Source organism: Streptomyces sp. NBC_00358 (assembly GCF_036099295.1).
In the GTDB taxonomy this organism is placed as follows: Bacteria; Actinomycetota; Actinomycetes; order Streptomycetales; family Streptomycetaceae; genus Streptomyces.
The window spans coordinates 4,179,967-4,197,962 of the sequence record NZ_CP107976.1; the positions used below are offsets into that span (position 1 = coordinate 4,179,967).

At 68.0% G+C, this 17,996-nt stretch carries 23 protein-coding genes; 7 read left to right on the top strand and 16 right to left on the bottom strand.

Features of this window, described 5'->3' with window-relative positions:
• Positions 1-141: 141 nt before the first annotated feature.
• The 4 genes from OHT01_RS17535 to OHT01_RS17550 all read left to right on the top strand — a co-directional run bounded on the left by OHT01_RS17535 (position 142) and on the right by OHT01_RS17550 (position 2,473).
• Positions 142-993 carry a helix-turn-helix domain-containing protein gene (locus OHT01_RS17535; protein ID WP_328554081.1) on the top strand — a complete coding sequence of 284 codons (852 nt, stop codon included), beginning with the start codon at positions 142-144 and terminating at the stop codon, positions 991-993.
• Between the two features lie 7 nt (positions 994-1,000).
• Positions 1,001-1,207 (top strand): DUF397 domain-containing protein, encoded by a 207-nt coding sequence (locus tag OHT01_RS17540; protein WP_328554082.1) that lies wholly within the window; start codon positions 1,001-1,003, stop codon positions 1,205-1,207.
• A 210-nt stretch (positions 1,208-1,417) separates the two neighbouring features.
• Positions 1,418-1,879, top strand: a complete 462-nt coding sequence (locus OHT01_RS17545) for a hypothetical protein (protein ID WP_328554083.1) — start codon at positions 1,418-1,420, stop codon at positions 1,877-1,879.
• Positions 1,880-2,128: 249 nt separating this feature from the next.
• Complete coding sequence (locus OHT01_RS17550; protein WP_328554084.1) at positions 2,129-2,473, top strand: hypothetical protein; 345 nt, start codon at positions 2,129-2,131, stop codon at positions 2,471-2,473.
• Positions 2,474-2,515: 42 nt separating this feature from the next.
• Here OHT01_RS17550 and OHT01_RS17555 read toward each other — a convergent pair whose 3' ends face one another.
• The 10 genes from OHT01_RS17555 to OHT01_RS17600 form a co-directional block, all read right to left on the bottom strand.
• Positions 2,516-2,977, bottom strand: coding sequence for a pilus assembly protein TadG-related protein (locus OHT01_RS17555; RefSeq protein WP_328554085.1), 462 nt, complete (start codon positions 2,975-2,977; stop codon positions 2,516-2,518).
• Between the two features lie 2 nt (positions 2,978-2,979).
• On the bottom strand, positions 2,980-3,423 hold the full coding sequence (locus tag OHT01_RS17560; protein WP_328554086.1) for a TadE/TadG family type IV pilus assembly protein: 444 nt from the start codon (positions 3,421-3,423) through the stop codon (positions 2,980-2,982).
• The gene (locus OHT01_RS17565; protein WP_328554087.1) at positions 3,423-3,881 is read right to left on the bottom strand and encodes a TadE family protein; all 459 of its coding nucleotides are present in this window, start codon (positions 3,879-3,881) and stop codon (positions 3,423-3,425) included. Before OHT01_RS17565 ends, OHT01_RS17560 begins: the two co-directional genes overlap by 1 nt.
• A 12-nt stretch (positions 3,882-3,893) precedes the next feature.
• The gene (locus tag OHT01_RS17570) at positions 3,894-4,145 is read right to left on the bottom strand and encodes a hypothetical protein (RefSeq protein ID WP_328554088.1); all 252 of its coding nucleotides are present in this window, start codon (positions 4,143-4,145) and stop codon (positions 3,894-3,896) included.
• A gap of 90 nt (positions 4,146-4,235) precedes the next feature.
• Positions 4,236-5,159, bottom strand: coding sequence for a type II secretion system F family protein (locus OHT01_RS17575; RefSeq protein ID WP_328554089.1), 924 nt, complete (start codon positions 5,157-5,159; stop codon positions 4,236-4,238).
• Entirely contained in the window at positions 5,156-6,085 is a 930-nt protein-coding gene (locus OHT01_RS17580) for a type II secretion system F family protein (protein WP_328558152.1), read from the bottom strand. Before OHT01_RS17580 ends, OHT01_RS17575 begins: the two co-directional genes overlap by 4 nt.
• Before the next feature lie 206 nt (positions 6,086-6,291).
• Positions 6,292-7,602 (bottom strand): CpaF family protein, encoded by a 1,311-nt coding sequence (locus OHT01_RS17585; protein ID WP_328554090.1) that lies wholly within the window; start codon positions 7,600-7,602, stop codon positions 6,292-6,294.
• A complete protein-coding gene (locus OHT01_RS17590) occupies positions 7,599-8,468 on the bottom strand; it encodes a hypothetical protein (protein WP_328554091.1) in 870 nt (289 codons plus the stop codon). The genes OHT01_RS17585 and OHT01_RS17590 overlap by 4 nt, the downstream gene beginning before the upstream one ends.
• A gap of 20 nt (positions 8,469-8,488) precedes the next feature.
• Positions 8,489-9,214, bottom strand: coding sequence for a hypothetical protein (locus OHT01_RS17595; protein WP_328554092.1), 726 nt, complete (start codon positions 9,212-9,214; stop codon positions 8,489-8,491).
• Positions 9,215-9,733: 519 nt separating this feature from the next.
• Positions 9,734-10,381: a hypothetical protein gene (locus OHT01_RS17600; protein ID WP_328554093.1), complete on the bottom strand. Its 648-nt coding sequence runs from the start codon at positions 10,379-10,381 to the stop codon at positions 9,734-9,736.
• A 462-nt stretch (positions 10,382-10,843) separates the two neighbouring features.
• On the opposite strand from OHT01_RS17600, the gene OHT01_RS17605 reads away from it, so the two are divergent.
• The 3 genes from OHT01_RS17605 (at position 10,844) to OHT01_RS17615 (ending at position 13,471) form a co-directional block, all read left to right on the top strand.
• A complete protein-coding gene (locus OHT01_RS17605; RefSeq protein ID WP_328554094.1) occupies positions 10,844-11,500 on the top strand; it encodes a hypothetical protein in 657 nt (218 codons plus the stop codon).
• Positions 11,501-11,709: 209 nt separating this feature from the next.
• Complete coding sequence (locus OHT01_RS17610; protein ID WP_405916422.1) at positions 11,710-12,531, top strand: hypothetical protein; 822 nt, start codon at positions 11,710-11,712, stop codon at positions 12,529-12,531.
• A 43-nt stretch (positions 12,532-12,574) separates the two neighbouring features.
• The gene (locus OHT01_RS17615; RefSeq protein ID WP_328554095.1) at positions 12,575-13,471 is read left to right on the top strand and encodes a hypothetical protein; all 897 of its coding nucleotides are present in this window, start codon (positions 12,575-12,577) and stop codon (positions 13,469-13,471) included.
• 69 nt (positions 13,472-13,540) lie between these two features.
• Here the strand turns inward: OHT01_RS17615 and OHT01_RS17620 are convergent, their stop codons facing one another.
• The 6 genes from OHT01_RS17620 to OHT01_RS17645 all read right to left on the bottom strand — a co-directional run bounded on the left by OHT01_RS17620 (position 13,541) and on the right by OHT01_RS17645 (position 17,899).
• Positions 13,541-14,353 carry a DUF308 domain-containing protein gene (locus OHT01_RS17620; RefSeq protein WP_328554096.1) on the bottom strand — a complete coding sequence of 271 codons (813 nt, stop codon included), beginning with the start codon at positions 14,351-14,353 and terminating at the stop codon, positions 13,541-13,543.
• Positions 14,354-14,465: 112 nt separating this feature from the next.
• Positions 14,466-15,029, bottom strand: a complete 564-nt coding sequence (locus OHT01_RS17625; protein ID WP_328554097.1) for a hypothetical protein — start codon at positions 15,027-15,029, stop codon at positions 14,466-14,468.
• Positions 15,026-15,685, bottom strand: coding sequence for a hypothetical protein (locus OHT01_RS17630; RefSeq protein WP_328558154.1), 660 nt, complete (start codon positions 15,683-15,685; stop codon positions 15,026-15,028). Before OHT01_RS17630 ends, OHT01_RS17625 begins: the two co-directional genes overlap by 4 nt.
• Before the next feature lie 5 nt (positions 15,686-15,690).
• Positions 15,691-16,269, bottom strand: a complete 579-nt coding sequence (locus OHT01_RS17635; protein WP_328554098.1) for a hypothetical protein — start codon at positions 16,267-16,269, stop codon at positions 15,691-15,693.
• A 44-nt stretch (positions 16,270-16,313) separates the two neighbouring features.
• On the bottom strand, positions 16,314-17,597 hold the full coding sequence (locus OHT01_RS17640; protein WP_328554099.1) for a putative T7SS-secreted protein: 1,284 nt from the start codon (positions 17,595-17,597) through the stop codon (positions 16,314-16,316).
• Positions 17,594-17,899: a hypothetical protein gene (locus OHT01_RS17645; protein WP_328554100.1), complete on the bottom strand. Its 306-nt coding sequence runs from the start codon at positions 17,897-17,899 to the stop codon at positions 17,594-17,596. The genes OHT01_RS17640 and OHT01_RS17645 overlap by 4 nt, the downstream gene beginning before the upstream one ends.
• Between the last annotated feature and the right edge of the window lie 97 nt (positions 17,900-17,996).

The following is a 17,996-nucleotide window of genomic DNA, read 5'->3' on the forward strand; positions in this document are numbered from 1 at the left end:
GTGCGCTTCCGAGGTCCCGGGGTATCGCAGCGTGTGCGTTGCGTCACCGACGGTAGACTTATTTATTTAGGTTCCACAAGGCGATCGCGTAATCTGCCTCCGAACGGGTCGCGCTCGCAGGCGCATTGAGAGGGGAACCCGATGGCATTGAGGCGCGACGCAACGGCACGCCAGACGCGCCTGGCGGCCGAACTGCGCAGACTCCGCGAGGCGGCAGGCCTCGCGTCACGAGAAGCGGCAACCCTGCTCGGCGTAAGTCCCGCGCAGATCAGTCAGATCGAGACGGCCCTCGCCGGCGTGAGCGAGAAGCGGCTACGCCGACTTGCGGCGCACTACGTCTGCACGGACGAGGAGTTCGTGGACGCCTTGGCCGCCATGGCGACTGACCGGACGCACGGCTGGTGGGAGCAGTATCGCGGCCTGCTGCCCACGCCGTTCCTCGACCTCGCCGAACTGGAACATCACGCGACCTTTCTGCGGGAGGCCCAGTTCCTGTACATCCCCGGACTCCTCCAGACGGAGGACTACGCTCGCGCGGTCTTCTCCTATCGGGTACCCGAACTTCCCGCTGAAGAGATCGAGTTGCGCGTGCGGCACCGGATACAACGCAAGGTGATCCTCAAAGGCCGGGCACCGACGCGGTACGACGGTGTCGTCCACGAGGCGGCGCTGCGCATCATGGTCGGCGACCGCGCGACCGCCCGGGCCCAACTCGCCCACCTGCTCGAACTCTCCGAAGCTGACCACATCACCGTGCGTGTCATCCCCTTCGACCTGGAGGGGTTCGGCGGCGCCACGAGTGCCATGGCGTACGCGGGAGGTTCCGTGTCGAAGCTGGACACCGTGGTACGCGACGCCCCCCAGGGCGCGGCCTTCATCGACTCCGAAGCCCAACTCAACGCCTATCGCACGCTCTTCCGTAAGGTGGTGGCTGTGTCGCTGGGCGCCGACCGGACTCGCGACTTCATCCACAGGTTGACGAAGGAGCTGTGAGAGCCCCGTGAGCACCCCCGCCGACTGGCAGAAGTCGTCCTATTCAGGCCCCGGTGACGGGGACTCCTGCGTCGAACTCGCCTCCACCCCCGCCACCCTCCACCTCCGCGAGTCCGACGACCCCGCCACCGTCCTCTCCATCACCCCGGCCTCCGTCGGCCACCTCCTCAAGGCCATACGCACCGGGGCGGTCGCCGCGCCCCGGACGACGTAACAGCTCTTCGTCAGAGCCCCGTTCGGCGTTCCACCACCGCCGATCAACGCGGCACCTTCACACGTACGCTCCAGCGGAAGCTCACACGTCCTACGCCCACGCAGGCGACGCGCCGACCTCGCACGGCAACCTGGCGGCCGTAAAACATGTCATGTACGCTCCACGACCACTCAGAGTTGATCATCTGTTTGAGTATTCAGGGGGCAGTACATGGGGACGCGTGTGTTCAGATCGGGCGCCAAGGCGCTGCTCGCGGTGGTCGCGGCTTGCGGGATGCTGCTGGCCGCCAACGGGCCGGCGATGGCGGCCGACGTCTGGAAGTACTACCCGGACGGCGACGGCTGGGACATCGAGCTGGTGCGCAACGGCACCACCAGCGGATACGGGAACTTCAATGCCGACCCGCAGGGTGTTGTGAACCCCATCCCCGGTGACGCGTTCAGGGCCTGCGACACCAATGCCGATGGCAAGGGGATCGAGACCCAGCGGAAGCTCAGTGGTGGGTCGTGGACCGTCATGGCCAGCACGCGGGGCCACAGCGTGGTGGGCGACAGCTACTGCACGATCTGGGAGACGGACAACATGAAGGAGGAGACTCTGCTGCAGGTCCGGGTGTGCATCGTGGAGGGGGACGCCTCGACGTGCTCGGAGGCGCGGTACTCCTACGCCTGACTGGTGTCCAGGAACCCTGGCAGGAACGAGGCAGGCCCACGGCGCTTCACAGTGGCGAGGGCCTGCCTCAGGCAGGTGCCCTTACGGCAGGAGTGACAGAGGGCCTGTGGGCACGGTCACGATCGTCGCCCTTCCCGAAATCGGCTCCTCCGCCCGGACGTTCGGCATCGAGGACGTACCCGTCGCCCAGGGCGACACCCGTACGCTTCGTATGACCCGGACATCAGAGCTCCAGGAGGGGGAACCGACATGGGCGGTGGCGGCAAGAGCGACCTCGCGCTCCCGCTGAGCGAGCTGGAGGACTACGGCAGCCGGCTGCGGGACATCAAGACCCGGCTGAACCACACGAAGAAGCTCTTCGCGTCGTATCAGGACGACCTGGGCGACCACACCGTCTACGACGCGCTCGACGACTTCGAGTCCGGCTGGGAGGACGGCCGCGAGGACATCGGCCAGGCCCTCGACGCCCTCGCGAAGATGTCCGACGCCGTGGTCCGCGAGTTCAAGAAGCTCGACGACGACCTGGCCAAGCAAGTGCGGGACGGCGTGAAGCAGGAGGACCCCAAGGGGGGTCAGGCGGGCGCGGCCAAGTAGCGGCCGCCTTCAGCCAACCCCGTCTCCGGCAGGGCCCCGTTCTCAGCCCACCTCGTTCTGAGCCACCGCACTGCCGTGGACGACCACGTCACCGCCGTAGAACATGCCGGTGAAGACCGGCGAGTAGGTGAGCTGGACCTCGACCTCCACCTGTTCCGCGTCGGCGGTCACACAGTGGGTGGCGGCGATGTCGGCGCCGGACATGCCCATCTCGCGGGCGAACGCCTTCACGCGGGCGCCGCAGTTCTCGAAGTTGATGGGCGCCGGGCCGTTCCGGTTCTCGTAGAGGGATTCGAGGTCGATGTCCTGGGCGGCGTAACGGGCCGCCTGCTCGGCGATGTCCGCGGCCCGCTCCCGCTTGGAGATCGACATGCCGCCGTCGATGACGAAGGCCGAGAGCGACAGGAACACGAGCGCGAAGATGATGACCGCGCCGGCGCCCGAGCCCCGGTCGTCCAGGCGTGCGCGGCGCACCGCGGCCCAGCCGCTTACCGCAGAGGGCATCCTCATGCCGTCCTCCGGAACGGGTCGAGCGGTGAACTGAAGCTGGCCTGCAGCGTGGTGGGCACGTCGAGGCCGAGCATCGCGAGACCGCGCACCTCACAGCTCACCTCGACGGTGAAGAGCGTGTCCGCCACGAAGCCCGCGCTGGTCTGTGTCACGGTCACCGGGCCCGAGCAGATGTCTCCGAGGTCGGCCTCGGCGGCCTTCCTCGCCTCGGCCATGGCGGTCGCGTGGTCCTTCTGGATCGACCCGGCCCGCGCGGCGTCCCTGGCGGCTCCGTCCAACGCGCCCCGCCCGTCCACCAGTTGCCCGAAGGCAACCAGCACCAGGATGAAGAGGATCATCACCGGGGCGAGGATGACCACCTCGATGGTGGACAGCCCCCGGTCGCGCCGACGGCCGGACACGCGATGCCGGAGGGCGGCGAACAGGGCTTCTCCTCCCATCAGTTCTTCTCCTTCACGAACCGCTCCACGGGGCCCGACGACTGCGCGTGCACCTTCAGATCCAGCCCCGGAAAGACCGCGGGGACCCTCGCCGTGATCTCGACGCCCACCGTGTTCGGCTCCGGCTGGAGCATCTTCACGTCCGGGGACAGCACCAGCTTCGGGCCGAGCTGGCGGATGTAGCTGTCGACGACGTCACCCGCCTCGCCGCGCCAGGCGCCGGGCTGCGCGTCGGCCGTGGCGCGGGCCTTGCGGGCGCCCGCCTGGGCCGCCGCCTGGGCCACATGGTCCGCGAAGAAGTACAGCGCGAACTGCACCGTCGCGAAGATCATGAAGAAGAGCACCGGAGTGAGCAGCACGAACTCGATCGCGGTCATGCCGGAGTCACCGCGGGCGGAGGCTGCCTCCACCCTGCGGCGCACCCAACGACGTACCCCTCGGTGTTCGCGCACTCGCATCCCCGTACGTACTCAGCAGGTCTTGCCGGCGTCGGTGCCCCTGATGCAGTTGCCGACCTTGTTGGCGCCGTCGCTCAGCGCGGCGTTGATGATCGCGGCGACCACGCCGACGATGGCCACGACGACGGCGGAGATGATGACCCACTCGACCGCGGACGCACCCCGGTCGAGTTCTCCGGAGCGGGCACGCTGCACCCGGCCCTGGAGGAAGGTGATCAGGAAGTCCACCCCCGGGATCCCGGTGCTGAAGTTCCGTCCGTTCATGGTGAGTTGTCCTCTCGAAGGATAGTGGTTGTCGGCCTGAGGCACTTCTGGCACTTCTGCGACTTCTGCGACTTCTGGCACTGCGGGCGATCAGACCTGGAACACGCGCATCGCCGCCGGGAAGATCAGGAACACCAGGAAGCCCGCGCACAGCAGCAGTTGGGCGACCAGCATCGACTGCGACTTCTCGCCCGCGCTGCCCTCGATCTCGGAGAGTTCGCGGTGGCGCATCGTCTCGGCGCGCGAGGCGAGCGACTCGCGCACCTTCGCGCCGTCGTCGGCGACCAGCGCCAAGGAGGCCGACAGGTCCTTGAGCTCCTCGACGCCGAGTTCCTCGCCGAGCGAGCCGAGCGCCTGCCACTGGCTGATGCCGGTGATGCGGGCGTCGTTGAGTGCGTTGCGGATGCGCTGCGTGGCCCAGCCGTCGGAGATCTCGGCGGCCGCCATCAACGCCTCGGGCAGCCCGCGGCCGCCGGCCAGGCTCATCGACACCAGGTCCAGATAGGCGCCGATCACGCGCCGCAGGTCGCGCCGCCTGTCGACCGCGTCCCGGCGCACCTCCACATCGGGGAGGAAGAAGAAGACGATCGCGAAGAGCAGCGCCAGCCAGACCGGGATGATCGGACTGCGGCCGACGCCCAGCGTCCAGACGACGGCGAAGAGGAACGGCCCGAAGAAGACACCGGCCGCGGCCAGCAGCACCTTCGTCGCGAGAAACCTCTCCCAACTCCGGTCCAGGACCGCCAGATCGGCCCGGAGCGAGCGCTGCTCCCAGCCCTGCTGGAGATAGAACTCGGCGACACGGGCGCCCACTTGGGCACGCAGGCCGCCGAACCGCCCGGTGTCCTGCTGTCCGCGGTGCGCGGACTCGTACGCCGCCCCGCGGGCCCGCATCGCGTCGATGCGGGCGACCTGCGCGACCGCGCTGCGCTTCGACGGCATGAGCGCGCGGACGAGCGCGTAGACACCCAGGCCGAGGACTGCGCCGATCAGGATCGGCATGGTCAGGTTCATCGGTGTACCGCCTCATCCCCGGAAGCCGGCGTACGGGGGCGTACGAACCGCACGGACGATTCGTCCCGCACCAGGAACCGTTCCGGTGTCTCGATCGTGGACAGCTTGCGCAGCCACCAGAACCCGAGGCCGAACAGACCGCAGACACCGGCGAGTACGAGCTGTCCGACCGCCGTGCCGTACGGCTCGACGAACTGACGGTTGAAGACCGACAGTCCGAGGACGAACGCGATGGACACCGCGACGACGATCTGCACGGAACGGCGGGTGGAGGCTCGCTGGGCCATCACCCGCTGCCGCATGTCGACCTCCTCGCGCGCCGACTTGGCCAGCGCGCCCAGCACTTGGCGCAGACCGGGGCCGCGGAGGCGCGCGTTGAGGATCAGCGCGGCCACGATGATGTCCGCGGACGCGTCGTCGATCTCGTCGGCCAACTGCTGCAGGGCGTCGGGCAGCGGTGTCCGGGACCGCAGCCGGTCCACCAGCGCGTCGAGATGCGGCCGCAGTACGGGGGCGGAGGCGCGCGCCGAGGCGGGGATGGCCTGCTCCAGGCCGACCGCGCCGGCGATGGTGTCGCGCAGCGACTCGGTCCAGGACGCCAGCGCCTCCACCCGGCGCATCGCTGCCCGCTCCTCCGAGGCGCCGCCGAAGAGCTTGTCCCAGAAGAAGACGAGGATGCCGGCCGCGATTCCGGCTACGGCCCAGCGGGTGAGGAGGAGGACGACAAGACCGGCGATGGCGGCGATCGAACCGCGTTGCCCGGCGAACCGGATCAGCTCACCCGCGCGCTCGCTCGCCTTCTGCTTCTCGTGCTCGGGCTTCGCCGGCAGTCCGCGCACGGCGACGGCGAACAGTGCCAGGCCGCCGCCGACGGCGATGCCGCACGCGAGGGCGTAGAGCACCGGCAGGGAGAACAGTCCGCCCATGGAGCCCAGCGAGTCGAGCGCCGCGAGCGAGGTCCTGCCCGTTCCGGTCTCCCCCGTCATTCCGGACGCCGGGCCGGAGCCGAGGCCCGTTGCCAGGTGGGGCAGCCCGCCCGACGCCATGCCCGATGCCAGGTCGGACGTGACGTCGGACGTGAGGCCCGAGGCCCCCGGCGTCATCCCGGATGTCATGTGCTGGGTCATCGTCGTCACCAATTCCCGCTGCCGGGCAGCCGGTAGCCCTGCACGACGAGTTCGTCGAGGCAGGCGATGGGCGCGTGCGGGACGATCCGGCCGTCCGGGGCCTCGGCGAAGACCTCGCTGGACAGCACCCGCCCGTCGACGCCGTTGACCTCGCGCACGGAGGTCACCATGCGCTGGAGCCGGCCACCGGACTCGTAGTCGTTGCGCCGCTGGATGAAGACCACGAAGTTCACCGCGCCCGCGATGAGCATTTGGCTGGCCTCGATGGGCAGCCGCTCGGTCGCCTGGAGCGCGTACGTGGAGATGCGGTTGAAGACCTCGCTGGAACTGTTCGCGTGGATCGTGGAGAGCGAGCCGTCGTTGCCCTGCGACATGGCGTTGAGCATCGTCACGATCTCGTCGCCGAGGACCTCGCCGACGATGACGCGCGAGGGGTTCATGCGCAGCGACCGGCGGACCAACTCAGCCATGGTGATGGCGCCTTGGTCCTCCGAGTTGGGCAGGCGCTCCTCGAAGGCCACCACGTTCGGGTGCAGGTCGGCGAAGGCGTCGAGGCCGAGTTCCAGGGCACGTTCGACGGTGATGAGCCGCTCGTGCGGCGGGATCTCGTTGGCGAGGGCGCGCAGCAGTGTCGTCTTGCCCGCGTTGGTGGCGCCCGCGATCATGATGTTCTTGCGGGCCCGGACGGCGCAGGCGAGGAAGTGCGCGACCTCGGGGGTCAGCGTCCCGTTGCCCACCAGGTCGGACATGAAGACCTTGCCCATCCGCGCGCGGCGGATCGACAGGGCCGGCCGGCGGGTCACGTCCATGACGGCGGAGAGCCGGGAACCGTCGGGCAGCCGCAGGTCGAGCTGCGGGTTGGCGGAGTCGAAGGGCCGCGACGACAGACCGGAGTACGCGCCGAGTACCTGGATCAGTTCGACGAGTTCCTCGTCGGTCTCGGCGACGGGGTCGCCCTTGGCCTCCCGGCCGTCCGCGTAGCCGATGAAGACCTGGTCGTACCCGTTGATGTCGATGTTCTCGACTTCCGGGTCGTCGAGCAGCGGCTGGAGCCGGCCGACGCCGAACAGCGCGGCGTGCACGGCGGCCGCGTACTGCTCCTCGGTCTCGGCGTCGAGCGGGGTGCGGCCGAGGTTGATCTCGGTGCGCGCGTGGTCCTCGAGTATCTGGGCGATGACGGCGCGGGCGTAGTGCCGCTCGTCCTCGTTGGACATCGGGGTGACACCGCGGACCTGGTCCTCGCGGCGCTGTTCGGAGATGCGGTCGCCGGCGTCCTGCCGGAACCGCTTGACCAACTGGTGGTCGACGGCGGTCATCGGCCGGCTCCGGCAGCGGGCTGCCCGTGTGCCCCGTGGGGTCCGTGGGGTCCGTCGGCGGGTACGGACCAGGTGGCGCCGTACTGCTGGTACAGATCCGCGGTCACCTTGCGGGCCGAGCGGATGAGCAGCGACTTGTCGAGTCGGCCGCGTCTGCGTCCGGCCAACTGGGCGGCGCCCGCCGGGTCGTCGGCGAGCGTGCCGACGACGCGGGCACCGGTCCGGGCGGCCACGAGCATGTCGTTGACCTGGTGGACGAGCCTGGCGGAGTCACCCGGGTCGGCGACGAGTACGACGCCGATGAAGGGTGTGGCCAGTCCGCCGGCACCGCGCGGGCCGCCGTGCAGCTTGGCGGAGAGCGCGGCGGCGCGGTCGCGGACCCGCGCGATGGCCTCGGGCTCGGTGCGCGAGAGCAGGAGCACCAGGGCGGCGTGCGGGAAGAGTTCGACGGCCGGGGTGTCCCCGCTGATCCGTCCGCAGTCTGCGATGACGTCGGCGGGCGCGTTCGGGGAGTCGGCGAGCTGGGCGAACGCCCGGCCGAGGGTGGGCCAGAGTCCGGCGAGTCCGGCGGCCTGCTCGGCGATCCCGAGGCCGACGAGGACTTCGAGTCCGCCGCTCAACGGCTGTACGTGGTCCCAGAGTTGGTCGGGAACGAGGCCGCGCCGGGCGGTCGCCGCGATCGACAGCATGCCGGTGTTGGGGTTCAGCGGGCCGCCGTGGGCCGCCGCGCTGCGGTACACGAGGTCGCCGCCGGCCGGGTCGGTCTCGGCGAGCAGGACCCGCCGGGGCCAGACCGCGGAGAGCGCCACCGCTGCGGTGGTGACGCCGGGGGAACCCTTGTCTGCGGCGAGGGCGATGAGCGCCATGTCCGTCTACTCACTCGCCTCTAGTTGCCGGGGACGATGACGAGGGCGACCTGACCGGCCGAGGCGGCATCGGCGACGGACGCGGCCTGACTGCTGTCCAGGATGAGGGTGACCGGCAGATTGGTGCTGCTGATCGTGCTGTCCTGCTGATTCTGGACGTAACTGACCTTCGCCCGCTCGACGATGAGGCCGCTGCCCGCGCTCGAAGAGCTCGACCCCGAGGAGTTCGTCGCACCGCGACCGCCGCTGGAGGTGCTGTCGCCGACGCGGTAGACGGCCACCGTGTCACCGGCCTTGATGCGCGCGGGGTACTGACCCTCCTTGAGGGAGACGCCCACGGAGGCCTTGCCGGCGGGCAGGGCGGCGCCATGGGCGAACATCTCGCCGACGATCACGGTCCCCTTGTAGATCGGGGACCTGGCCTTGAGCTTCTTGAGCTCTTCGCGCTGGTCCCACTTGACGTAGTCGATGGAGGGGTCGTCCGCGACCAGCACCGAGGCCACGTGATCTCCAACCGAGTCACCGGCCTGGACGTCACTCGTCACCTTGACGACCTCGATACGGTCCCCGGCGCGCAGCACCAGCATCGTGGCGCCGAGCGCGCCGACGAGGATGAGGAGCACGGCGAGAGCGGCCAGCGCGGGTTTGCGCTCGCGAGGCGGCGTGGGAAGACGCTCACCCATCGCCGGGTGAGCCGACGTGGCGGAACGGTTGTTACCCGGCCCCGTACGCTCTTGGATCTTCACGCAACCGCTCCCCGTACACCCAAGAAAATGTCTGTCAATTCACTCGCCAAGCAGGACACTTCACCCCCACGCCCCTTTCCGGGACGTACCGCCCGACCTGGCCGAACAGTCGACGCCGGAGCGAGTGTCAAGCCATGGCACCGTATCAGCCGCACATAAGCCCCTCAAGGCGCGCCAAGGCCCCTGAAGCGCACCCGACTCGACGTTATCGACGCGCAACGGGAGGCGCCCGGTTCCCTGTTGGGCCCGGCGATCCGCGGACCCACCGATCTGTGCGGCAGCGAATCTCTGACGTGCACATTCCCGACACTCCGTCACCGGGTGTGCACGATGCCTGCACGAGGTGCTTACGGGTGGGGCGCGAGAGGTGTGATCTTTCAGCCACACGGGGGACCCGCACCACACGCCGACGACGACGCCGCCGAGACCCCGCACGGTGCGCGCCCACCAGTGCGGGCGCCCCGCGGGCCGCATCGATCCGATGACTCGGGCCGACCCTCGCGGACGGAACGGGTCCGGTCAGCCGGCGAAGCGGAACGTCGAGGTGACGGCGTCGAAGATGTCGAAGAAGGAGTCGGCGAGGTCGAGGATCTGGCTGCTGCCGGATACCAGGGCGACCTTGCCCGCCTGACTGGGCACGGGGATGAACGTCTGCATGAGCACGGCCCGGATCGTGCGCTGGAGGCTGTCGTCGGGTACGACGATGTCCTCGATGCCGTACGTCCGCGCGGCGGGACCGACGCCGGGTATCTCCACGGTGGTCACCTTGCGCCAGGCGTCCCCCTCCTTCTTCGCCTCCCGCTCGGCCAGTTGGCCCGCGATGGCCTGAGGGTCGGTGGCGAGCGGCTCGCCGGTCTGCGAACGGCCGCCGACGATCGAGACGGTGACCGAGCCGGTGATCGGGGTCTCACCGCCGAAGGACTCCGCCATGCAGCCGCAGTACAGGGCACCGGACTTCCAGGCGTGGGCCGCGGCCTTGCGCAGGAAGGCGGTATACGTGTCGCGGTACTGGGCCAACTCCGGGTGCCGTTCGACCCGTTCACTCACCATCCGCCGGATCGAGTCGTCCCGCGACTCCGGCCGCACGTCGAACTCCCACCACGATTCCGGCACCTTGATACGGAACCCGCCGCGCTCGACGGTGAGTGTCTCCATGTAGCGGGCCATGCTGTGTCCCCCGGGTTCGTCGTTCGCCGTTCGTCCGCACGTACGGCCCGAACCGGTCTGTTCGACACGTTCGGCCCGGGTCAGCCTACGAGGTGGGGGTGCGCCGGGGGCAGGAGGAGCGGGACGGGTACGGCGGGCGTTGGGGGGCGACCGGGGGGACGGTCGTGCGGGCGGCCCGGTGCGGGCGACCGCGGCGTAACTCGCGCGAAGAGGACGCCCTCTTGATCCGTAGGAGGGCTGCTCACGACGGACGCACGCCTCGCGGCGAACAGTCAGGCAGGGGAAGCCGGTTGACGTGAGCGACGACACGATCGAGCCAGAGGGGACGCGGACTTTCCCACCCTTCACCCCAGAACATCCACATTCCCGGAGAGCTCCCTCCTGGCGAAACCAGGAGCCCCACGGATACCGTCATTGCCCTTGACCGACCTCGCTCAACCGATGTCCCACGGGGAGTCCACTGTGAAGCGCCGCTCTTTGCCCGTTGCTGCCGCGTTCGCCGCGACAACAGCCCTGCTGCTCACGGCCTGCGGCGGCGGAGGTGACAACTCGAAGGGGAACGACAAGATTGCGGGGGCGGACACGGGGGGTACGAAGCCGTCGGTTTCGCCTGGCGCGAGCGCGTCGGACAACATCACACGTCCCGATATCACGCTTCCGGGTGACGTCATCGACGATTTCCAGAGCTGGAAGACGGGGGACTCGACCAAGGACACCGTCCTCGCCGACGCCGGCCGTGCGCAGACGGCCACCAACTACGCGATCATCAAGGGGAATCCGGACGAGCCGGCCCTTGCCTACTACCGGCAGGGCGATGCCCTCGTCAGCGGAGCCCGGTGGGTCAAGTCGTACGTGGACGCCGGAATCACCTACACCGGCACCGTGCGGTACTTCGATCCGAAAGTGACTCTCTACGGCGGCACATCGGCGGGCGTCACGTTCTGCACCGACGAGACCAAGGCGTTCAACAAGAACCGCAAGACGAAGAAGGTCGACAGAACACCTGCTGACAACGACGCTTACGTCTACTACAACACGCACCTGAAGAAGGCCAAGAACGGTGTCTGGCAGACCACCGAGCTCGTCTCCGACAGGGGGAACTCCAAGTGCACGCCGTGAAGTCCCTCCGGAGGGGGCTGATCACCGGCACCCTTACGACTGCCTGCGTTCTCATTTCCGGTCCGGCGTTCGCTACACGTGGTCCCGGAGGTTCCGACGGAGATGTGAGGACGTCCGCCAAACAGTCCGGGCACACCCTGGAATCACGCATCACCTACTCCGGCGATACAGGCGGGCGCAGTGGCGCGTCTTCCGGGAACGTCACGCCCGTGGGTAATTGGACGCCTCCGGCCTGCTGGTACGAGCCGGTCTCAGCGGCGGAGTTCCAGAAGAAGGTCGAAGGCGAATACGACGAGGTCGTCAACGACCCTCAGCAACCCAACTACGCCAAGTCGGCGACGGGCCAGTTCCGCGACATCTACAAGGACGGCAAGTACAAGGACTACAACCTCGACAAGGCGGATGAGGGCAACTGGTGGGTATCCGTCCAGAATCCGAACCGGCTGGATGATCCTGCTGCTTTCACCTGCAGCGAGCTGCCCTTCTGGGTCGTGAACGGTGAAACTCCTGCGGTGAAGAACGCGGTCACCCCGCAGGTCCTGGCAGAGCTCGCCTACAACAGGATCACGCTCCCCGACACCAAAGTCACCCTCGCTCCCGAAGACATCACCAAGGTCAACCTCCCGACCTGGGCATGGCTCGACAAGGCCACGTTCAAGAAGGTGTCCGTTACCGCGGCACTCGACGTCGCCGGGCTCAACATCTCGGCGACGACCACCGCGAAGCCCGTCTCGCTCAGACTGGAGCCGGGTACGAGCGACGCCGAGACCTATCCGGCCTCGGGCGAATGTCAGTTGAACGGCGACGACTCGATCGGGGCGCCCTACGCCAAGGGCAAGGCCGGGCAGACACCGCCGTGCGGGATCAAGTACCTGCGCTCGTCGGGCGACGGAACGTACAAGCTCCGGGCGACCATCACCTGGGCCGTCAGCTGGACCGGCACCGGCGGAACCGGCGGCGACCTCCCCGACGGCACCTTCGGAACCACCCAGGACATCACCGTCCAGGAGATCCAGGCCGTCAACCGGTAGCGGCACCACCAATTCCGCCACCGTACAACGAAGATCGGTACCGATGACGACCTGGCGACCTGATGCGAAAGAGACCCTGATCGCACGGTCCGCGGTGAGCTTCGCCACGGGCGCCGCCACCCCCGTGGCGAACATGCGCTGGTTCCGGGACACCGAGCGGACGGACATCCAGGCGGAGCTGTCCGGCTGGCCCGAAGGCTCCCGCTTCACCGTCCGCGGCAAGGCCGAACGCCGACTGCGCAGCGGGGCGAAGTTCGGAGCGAGCGCGCTGCTCGTGGCGACGCTGGGCGTCCTCGAATCCCTGGCCGGCTCGGGCAGCACGGGCAACGTCGCGACACTCGGAAGTCCGGAGGAGCCGGAGAACGAGGTCGAGGACTTCCCGGTCATCTGGGCGGCGCCCGGCACCCTCGCTCGTACGCTCCCGTGGCAACTCGACCCGGCGCGCCGCCCCGAGACGGACCGCACGCATCTCGTCGTCACGGACCAGCGCGTCCTCGTCCTGGGACTGCTGAACGACAAGAACGATCCGTTCGACGAGGTCCTGTGGGAGACCGAACGGTCGAACATCGCAGGCGCCGCCCGCAAGAAGTTCAGCCGGCACGACACGGACTTCACCATGACCTTCGCCGATGGATCCTGGTGTCGGCTGGCGGCATGGAGCGGCAACGGCCGCGACGCCGTCACCCGTGCCCTGGAGAATCCACTTCCCTTGATGGACCCGGACGACCTCACACCGGGGCAGAGTCGAGCCGTACGGAAGCTCCTCGAAGGCTCGGGCCCTGGAGGAACCCTGCTGATATATCGGCGCCCGAGCGGCAACGTCTACGTCACCTACCGGCTCGACGACCGCGTCGATCCCACGTACGGAATCGGCAGTGCCGCCTTCAAGCTGATGGACGCGGACGGCGAGAACGCCCGATTCCAAGCAGGCGACATGTGACCGAAGTGGACCTGCCCGACGGTCCCGCGGTGTCATCGGACTCTCTCCTTCGCCGATCCGGCCGCCGAATCACGACGCCTGAAGGGTCCCGCGCAGCGACTTCGGCCGTCCTGTTCGCCCCAGCGCCACGGCGCCGGCCGGAGCCAGCGCCAGAAGAGCCGCGGCGCTCAGGGCCACGACGGCGCCCGCCGTACCCCCGATCTCGGACCCGGTGCCGAGAAACGGCCGGTAATGCCCGGCCGGATCGACTACGGCGGTGTCCCTGAGGCCGACGCGGTCAACGCAGTCCTTCCTGTCGCCGAGCACTCGGTGGACGGAACCGTCCCGCAGTCGGACCCGGCAGTACGTCTCCTGGGTTCCGTGGGCCCACTGATGGAGCGGCGTGGCGATCGTCACCGGCTGCTCGACCCCGCGAAGCCTCAAATACCACTGCTGGGTACCGAAGGAGCCGGCGATCACCAGGGCGACGTACGCCGCCACCGTGGTCCACCGCAGGGCGAGCCCGCCGCGGGACTCCCGCGTTCTGAACGCCGCGAACAGGACGGCGAGCCCCCAGACCGCTCCCACCAGCAACGCCGTCTCGTGGAGCACCAGGGTGGAGAGCTCGGTCAGGACCACTCCCGCGACCGCCGCCACGAACAGCAGCACCCACGGCCGTACGGCGGCCCGCTCCGCCGGACCCTCGTCGTCCCCGGGCCGCCGCGGGCTCGGATCGACGTTGAACTCGGACAGCACGCCGCGCACTTGCCGCATGCCGCCGTCCCGGGCGGCCATCCGGCGCAGCTCCGGGAGCCCCATGCCGATCTGCTCCAGCGTCCGCCGCCCGTCCTCGGGAAGCCGCGCGAACAGGTCGCCGACGGACTCCTCTTCGTCGTTCACCATTTGGTCCTTTGTCCCACGGAGCGGCCCGCATTGTTCCTGCCACTGTTGGTGGCCCCCTTGCTCAAATCAACCACCTTCGGGCCAAGTCCAGTTGCCGCTCCGAAGACATGGATCACATGATCCAGCGCAGTGAACCCGCGATCGAGGTGCACAGCCTCTCCATGGGACCGACGACGCCGGTGAGGGGTACGACGAACCCGAGGACCAGACATCCCGTTGTTCCCGGCATCTGGATGTACAGATCCAGGGTGGTCCGCGTGCGGATTCGGACGGTTTCACCGGCCGGGAGAGAGACGAGCGAGACCTCGGCACCGCGCCCGTTCCGGTGCTCCATCTCGGCGAACGAGGCCAGGAGATCCTTGGGTGTCGGTGAGCCGGGACGGGGCAGCAACGCCACGATGAGCGATACGGGCATGAGGCTGCCGTCGTCCAACTCCGGCCGCAGAAAGAACTCCAGGGCGCCACTCGCCACCGCGCACTCAGCAGTGTTGCGCAGGCTGGCCCAGGCCTCCTGTTTGACCTCCGCCGGTACGTTCCTGCCCTCCGCCTGACGGTCCACGAACGTCTTCAGCTGTCCGCGCCAGCGGTCCTGGCCCAGATCGACCCTGAACCAGTCACGGGGAACGAGCAGTCGGTAGTCCTTGGGAACAGCCGATACGTCCGGTCCGGTCGTCATCCTGGCACCACCACCGGCTCGCCCTCGGTGTCGAACAGGCGCAAGCTCTTCACGACACCGGCGAACATGGACGAAAACACGTCCCACCCATCGGGCGTGGGGGTCCCCATCTCCAGTACCACAGCAGTCCCGTTCGTCAGCGGTACCTGGACCTGGATGAAGGAGGTCCGGACCGTCTCGTCCTGGCCCGACGCCGTGAGGCTGCCGTCCAGACTTCCCTTCCGGTCTCCGATGCAGCAGACAGCCGGGCCGCAGGGCAGCTCAATCTCACTGACCTGCCCGATACCGAGGTGACGCAGTGAAGACCCCATGAATCCGGCCGGGTCCGGTCCTGCCTGAGTGTCGAGGTCGATCATGCTCACGGTCACCGTGGCCGTGCACCGAGCGCCCTCCACTTCGGTCAGAACGAAGCCCGCGTACTGAACTCCGGCTTCCACGAAGGAGTCGTAGTGAGCGGCGCACATGACGGCCCACTGCAGTTGCACGTCGAAGTCCGCTTCCGGCATCGCGCTGCGCGCGAGTTCCATCAACTGTTCGGCGGTCGCGTCCAGATCCTCGGCATCCAGCGGGATCTCGAAGAAGCCGTCAGGCATGATCCACCGGATGTCGATGCCGTTCTCGTCGACCGAACCCCGGAGTTCACCCTCAACTGACATCTCGGTCACGACCTGCCTTCCCCATCAGGAAAACGCACTTCATCAGCGTCTGGACGGTACGTGGCGGCGAAGGGGTACGGACCGTAGTGCGGATAGTGCGCCGGAATGTCCGCTCCCCCTTTGCGGGCGACATGGGCCACGTCACGGTATTTCCGAGCCCTCGCCCGCAGATTCTGCCGCGCGGGGTCTCCCCAATGCGTGGCCGCGGCTCGAATCCACAGAGCCAGCAAAGCAATCACCGCCGCTCCGGCCACAGCAAGATAGACCAGCTGAGATCTGCTCGACTCCCAGTACTGCGCCACGCCGCCCCAGTACACAGCGGCGCCGAAGCCGACGCATGCGAGCGGAACCCCGGTTCGGAGGCCGGCGTTGAACATCTCCCGCTCGTCCTGATGCCGAAGCCGTAGCATCTGGAGAACAGCCCCGTCGTCCAGAAGGTCGAAGGCAACCTCCCGGCTCGCGTCCTCCGCCAGCCTCCGTGCCTCGGGAACCGCGGCTATGACGTCGCCCGGCACGAGCCGAGCCGGCTCCCCGCCTCTGCGGCCGATGAACTCCCACTCCCCCAGATCACTTGAGTCACTCACGTGTGCCGTGCTCCTCTCGTACGGTGCCCACTGCGGACACAGGGCTATGCGGCCAGCGCGGCATGGAAGGGCTTCGGCGAGGGGCCGGGGGAAGGTCTCGGTGTGGGCATGGGCGCCGGTGAGGGGTTCTGGGCAGGTGGCTGATATCCCGTCGCCCCGCCGTTCTCCCCGCTGAACATCCGGTGCAGCGCGCTCGCGAGGCCCGTTCCCTTGATTGCGGCCGTGATCTCCTTGCCACCCATGGGGACGAACTTCTCCGGAAGCCCCGAAATGCCCAGCTTCTGGCCCAGCTTGAGCCCACTGGCCAAGGTCTTGTTCGTCAACGTCACGCTCAGGCCATTGAGGAAATTGTGGCCGATCCCGTCCACAGCGGCGACGCCTCTGAACGACCCAAAGGTGCCGAGTTTTCCGAACGCCCGCAATTTCGCGACGCCCTTGAGGCCCACCAGGGCCCGGAAGCCCTTGAGGGACCCAAGTCCAGGAAGGATGCCCAGCGCGTCGGTCCCCAGCTTCAACCAGTTGACCTTCCCGCCCCTCACGGACATGTCGTATGCGTGGCCGGCCAGAGCTGCGGCGCTGGAGAGGACGGCGAGCGTCGCGAAGATCGGTACCAGGAACTCCAGGGGCGGGACGAACGCGCAGACGACCGCCAGCACCGAGAGAATCGCCGAGAGATTGGAGAACGTGTCCGCCCAGTCGGCGAGCCAGTTCATGAATCCGCCGGGATCCCGGACGGCATCGTGGTGGACGACGTTCCTGATGTGCCGCGCCGCACGATCCCCGGCATCGTCGAAGATGTCGCGGGCGTCCTTCACTTCCTTCCGCGCCCGGCCGATCCTGCCCAGCGCTTCGTTCTGCTTCTTCTTCCAGCGTTCGTACTCCGGCCTGTCCGCCTCCGGGATCTCTGTGACCAGGTACTTCTCCGTGAACTTCTTCACCTCCCGCTCCGCCATGTCGTGGTCGCCCTTGGCATCCCGGTAGTCCGCGAGCGCCTTGTCGGCCTTCTGCTGCGCTCGGTGCAGCTCTCCGGCGAACTCCGCCGACTCTCCGTCGACGACCTTCTCACCGAGCGCGTTCGCAGCCTCGTCATACCGTTCGAACGCCTTCTTCAGCCGGTCACCCGCGCCGTCGGCCACTTCGTTGAAGGCCCGTCCGGCATCGCTGTCCCACCCCTCCACGGACGACAACGCCTTGATGACTCTCGCCTGTTCATCGATCATGTCGGCCGTCTTGCGCAACTTGCGGCCAAGCGCGGCCACTTCATGAGGGTCGCCCGGCGTCGGGTCCTCGTCCCACAGGGGCGGCCAGTCACTCGATCGCCTGCTCACTGCTTTCCGCTCCCTTTCGCTCCCGAAATGGCCTTCGCCAGTTCGTGGTCGATCTCCTCGTATTTCTGAGCCGCGACCGATGTCGCTTCGGCGAGTTTCTTTATTTCCTTCATGAGCGCCTTGCGCGTCTTCTTCCAAGTGCTGCCGAAATCATCGAAGGCATCCTTCAAACCACCGTGTCCGAGTGCGTCGTTGTAGCCGTCCGCCGGATTTCCGTGCTGCTCGAATTCACGGTGGATCTTGCCCAGTGAACGTGAACAGTCCTTGATCAGGTCCAGGTCGTAGGCGGTTCTGTCGCCCATGGATGAATTCCCCCATCGTGAACATGAGACACTGCTGCGAAACTTCGCCCCGCAGTCAGCGAGGAAGGTGAGGCGCGTTGTCCAGGAGCAGCGACCG

Bases quoted from the DNA above. Each gene is read 5' to 3' on its own strand.
- OHT01_RS17535 (WP_328554081.1), top strand. From the start codon at position 142: ATGGCATTGAGGCGCGACGCAACGGCACGCCAGACGCGCCTGGCGGCC.
- OHT01_RS17545 (WP_328554083.1), top strand. From the start codon at position 1,418: ATGGGGACGCGTGTGTTCAGATCGGGCGCCAAGGCGCTGCTCGCGGTG.
- OHT01_RS17550 (WP_328554084.1), top strand. From the start codon at position 2,129: ATGGGCGGTGGCGGCAAGAGCGACCTCGCGCTCCCGCTGAGCGAGCTG.
- OHT01_RS17555 (WP_328554085.1), bottom strand. From the start codon at position 2,977: ATGCCCTCTGCGGTAAGCGGCTGGGCCGCGGTGCGCCGCGCACGCCTG.
- OHT01_RS17560 (WP_328554086.1), bottom strand. From the start codon at position 3,423: ATGGGAGGAGAAGCCCTGTTCGCCGCCCTCCGGCATCGCGTGTCCGGC.
- OHT01_RS17565 (WP_328554087.1), bottom strand. From the start codon at position 3,881: ATGCGAGTGCGCGAACACCGAGGGGTACGTCGTTGGGTGCGCCGCAGG.
- OHT01_RS17570 (WP_328554088.1), bottom strand. From the start codon at position 4,145: ATGAACGGACGGAACTTCAGCACCGGGATCCCGGGGGTGGACTTCCTG.
- OHT01_RS17575 (WP_328554089.1), bottom strand. From the start codon at position 5,159: ATGAACCTGACCATGCCGATCCTGATCGGCGCAGTCCTCGGCCTGGGT.
- OHT01_RS17580 (WP_328558152.1), bottom strand. From the start codon at position 6,085: ATGGGCGGACTGTTCTCCCTGCCGGTGCTCTACGCCCTCGCGTGCGGC.
- OHT01_RS17585 (WP_328554090.1), bottom strand. From the start codon at position 7,602: ATGACCGCCGTCGACCACCAGTTGGTCAAGCGGTTCCGGCAGGACGCC.
- OHT01_RS17590 (WP_328554091.1), bottom strand. From the start codon at position 8,468: ATGGCGCTCATCGCCCTCGCCGCAGACAAGGGTTCCCCCGGCGTCACC.
- OHT01_RS17600 (WP_328554093.1), bottom strand. From the start codon at position 10,381: ATGGCCCGCTACATGGAGACACTCACCGTCGAGCGCGGCGGGTTCCGT.
- OHT01_RS17615 (WP_328554095.1), top strand. From the start codon at position 12,575: ATGACGACCTGGCGACCTGATGCGAAAGAGACCCTGATCGCACGGTCC.
- OHT01_RS17620 (WP_328554096.1), bottom strand. From the start codon at position 14,353: ATGGTGAACGACGAAGAGGAGTCCGTCGGCGACCTGTTCGCGCGGCTT.
- OHT01_RS17625 (WP_328554097.1), bottom strand. From the start codon at position 15,029: ATGACGACCGGACCGGACGTATCGGCTGTTCCCAAGGACTACCGACTG.
- OHT01_RS17630 (WP_328558154.1), bottom strand. From the start codon at position 15,685: ATGTCAGTTGAGGGTGAACTCCGGGGTTCGGTCGACGAGAACGGCATC.
- OHT01_RS17645 (WP_328554100.1), bottom strand. From the start codon at position 17,899: ATGGGCGACAGAACCGCCTACGACCTGGACCTGATCAAGGACTGTTCA.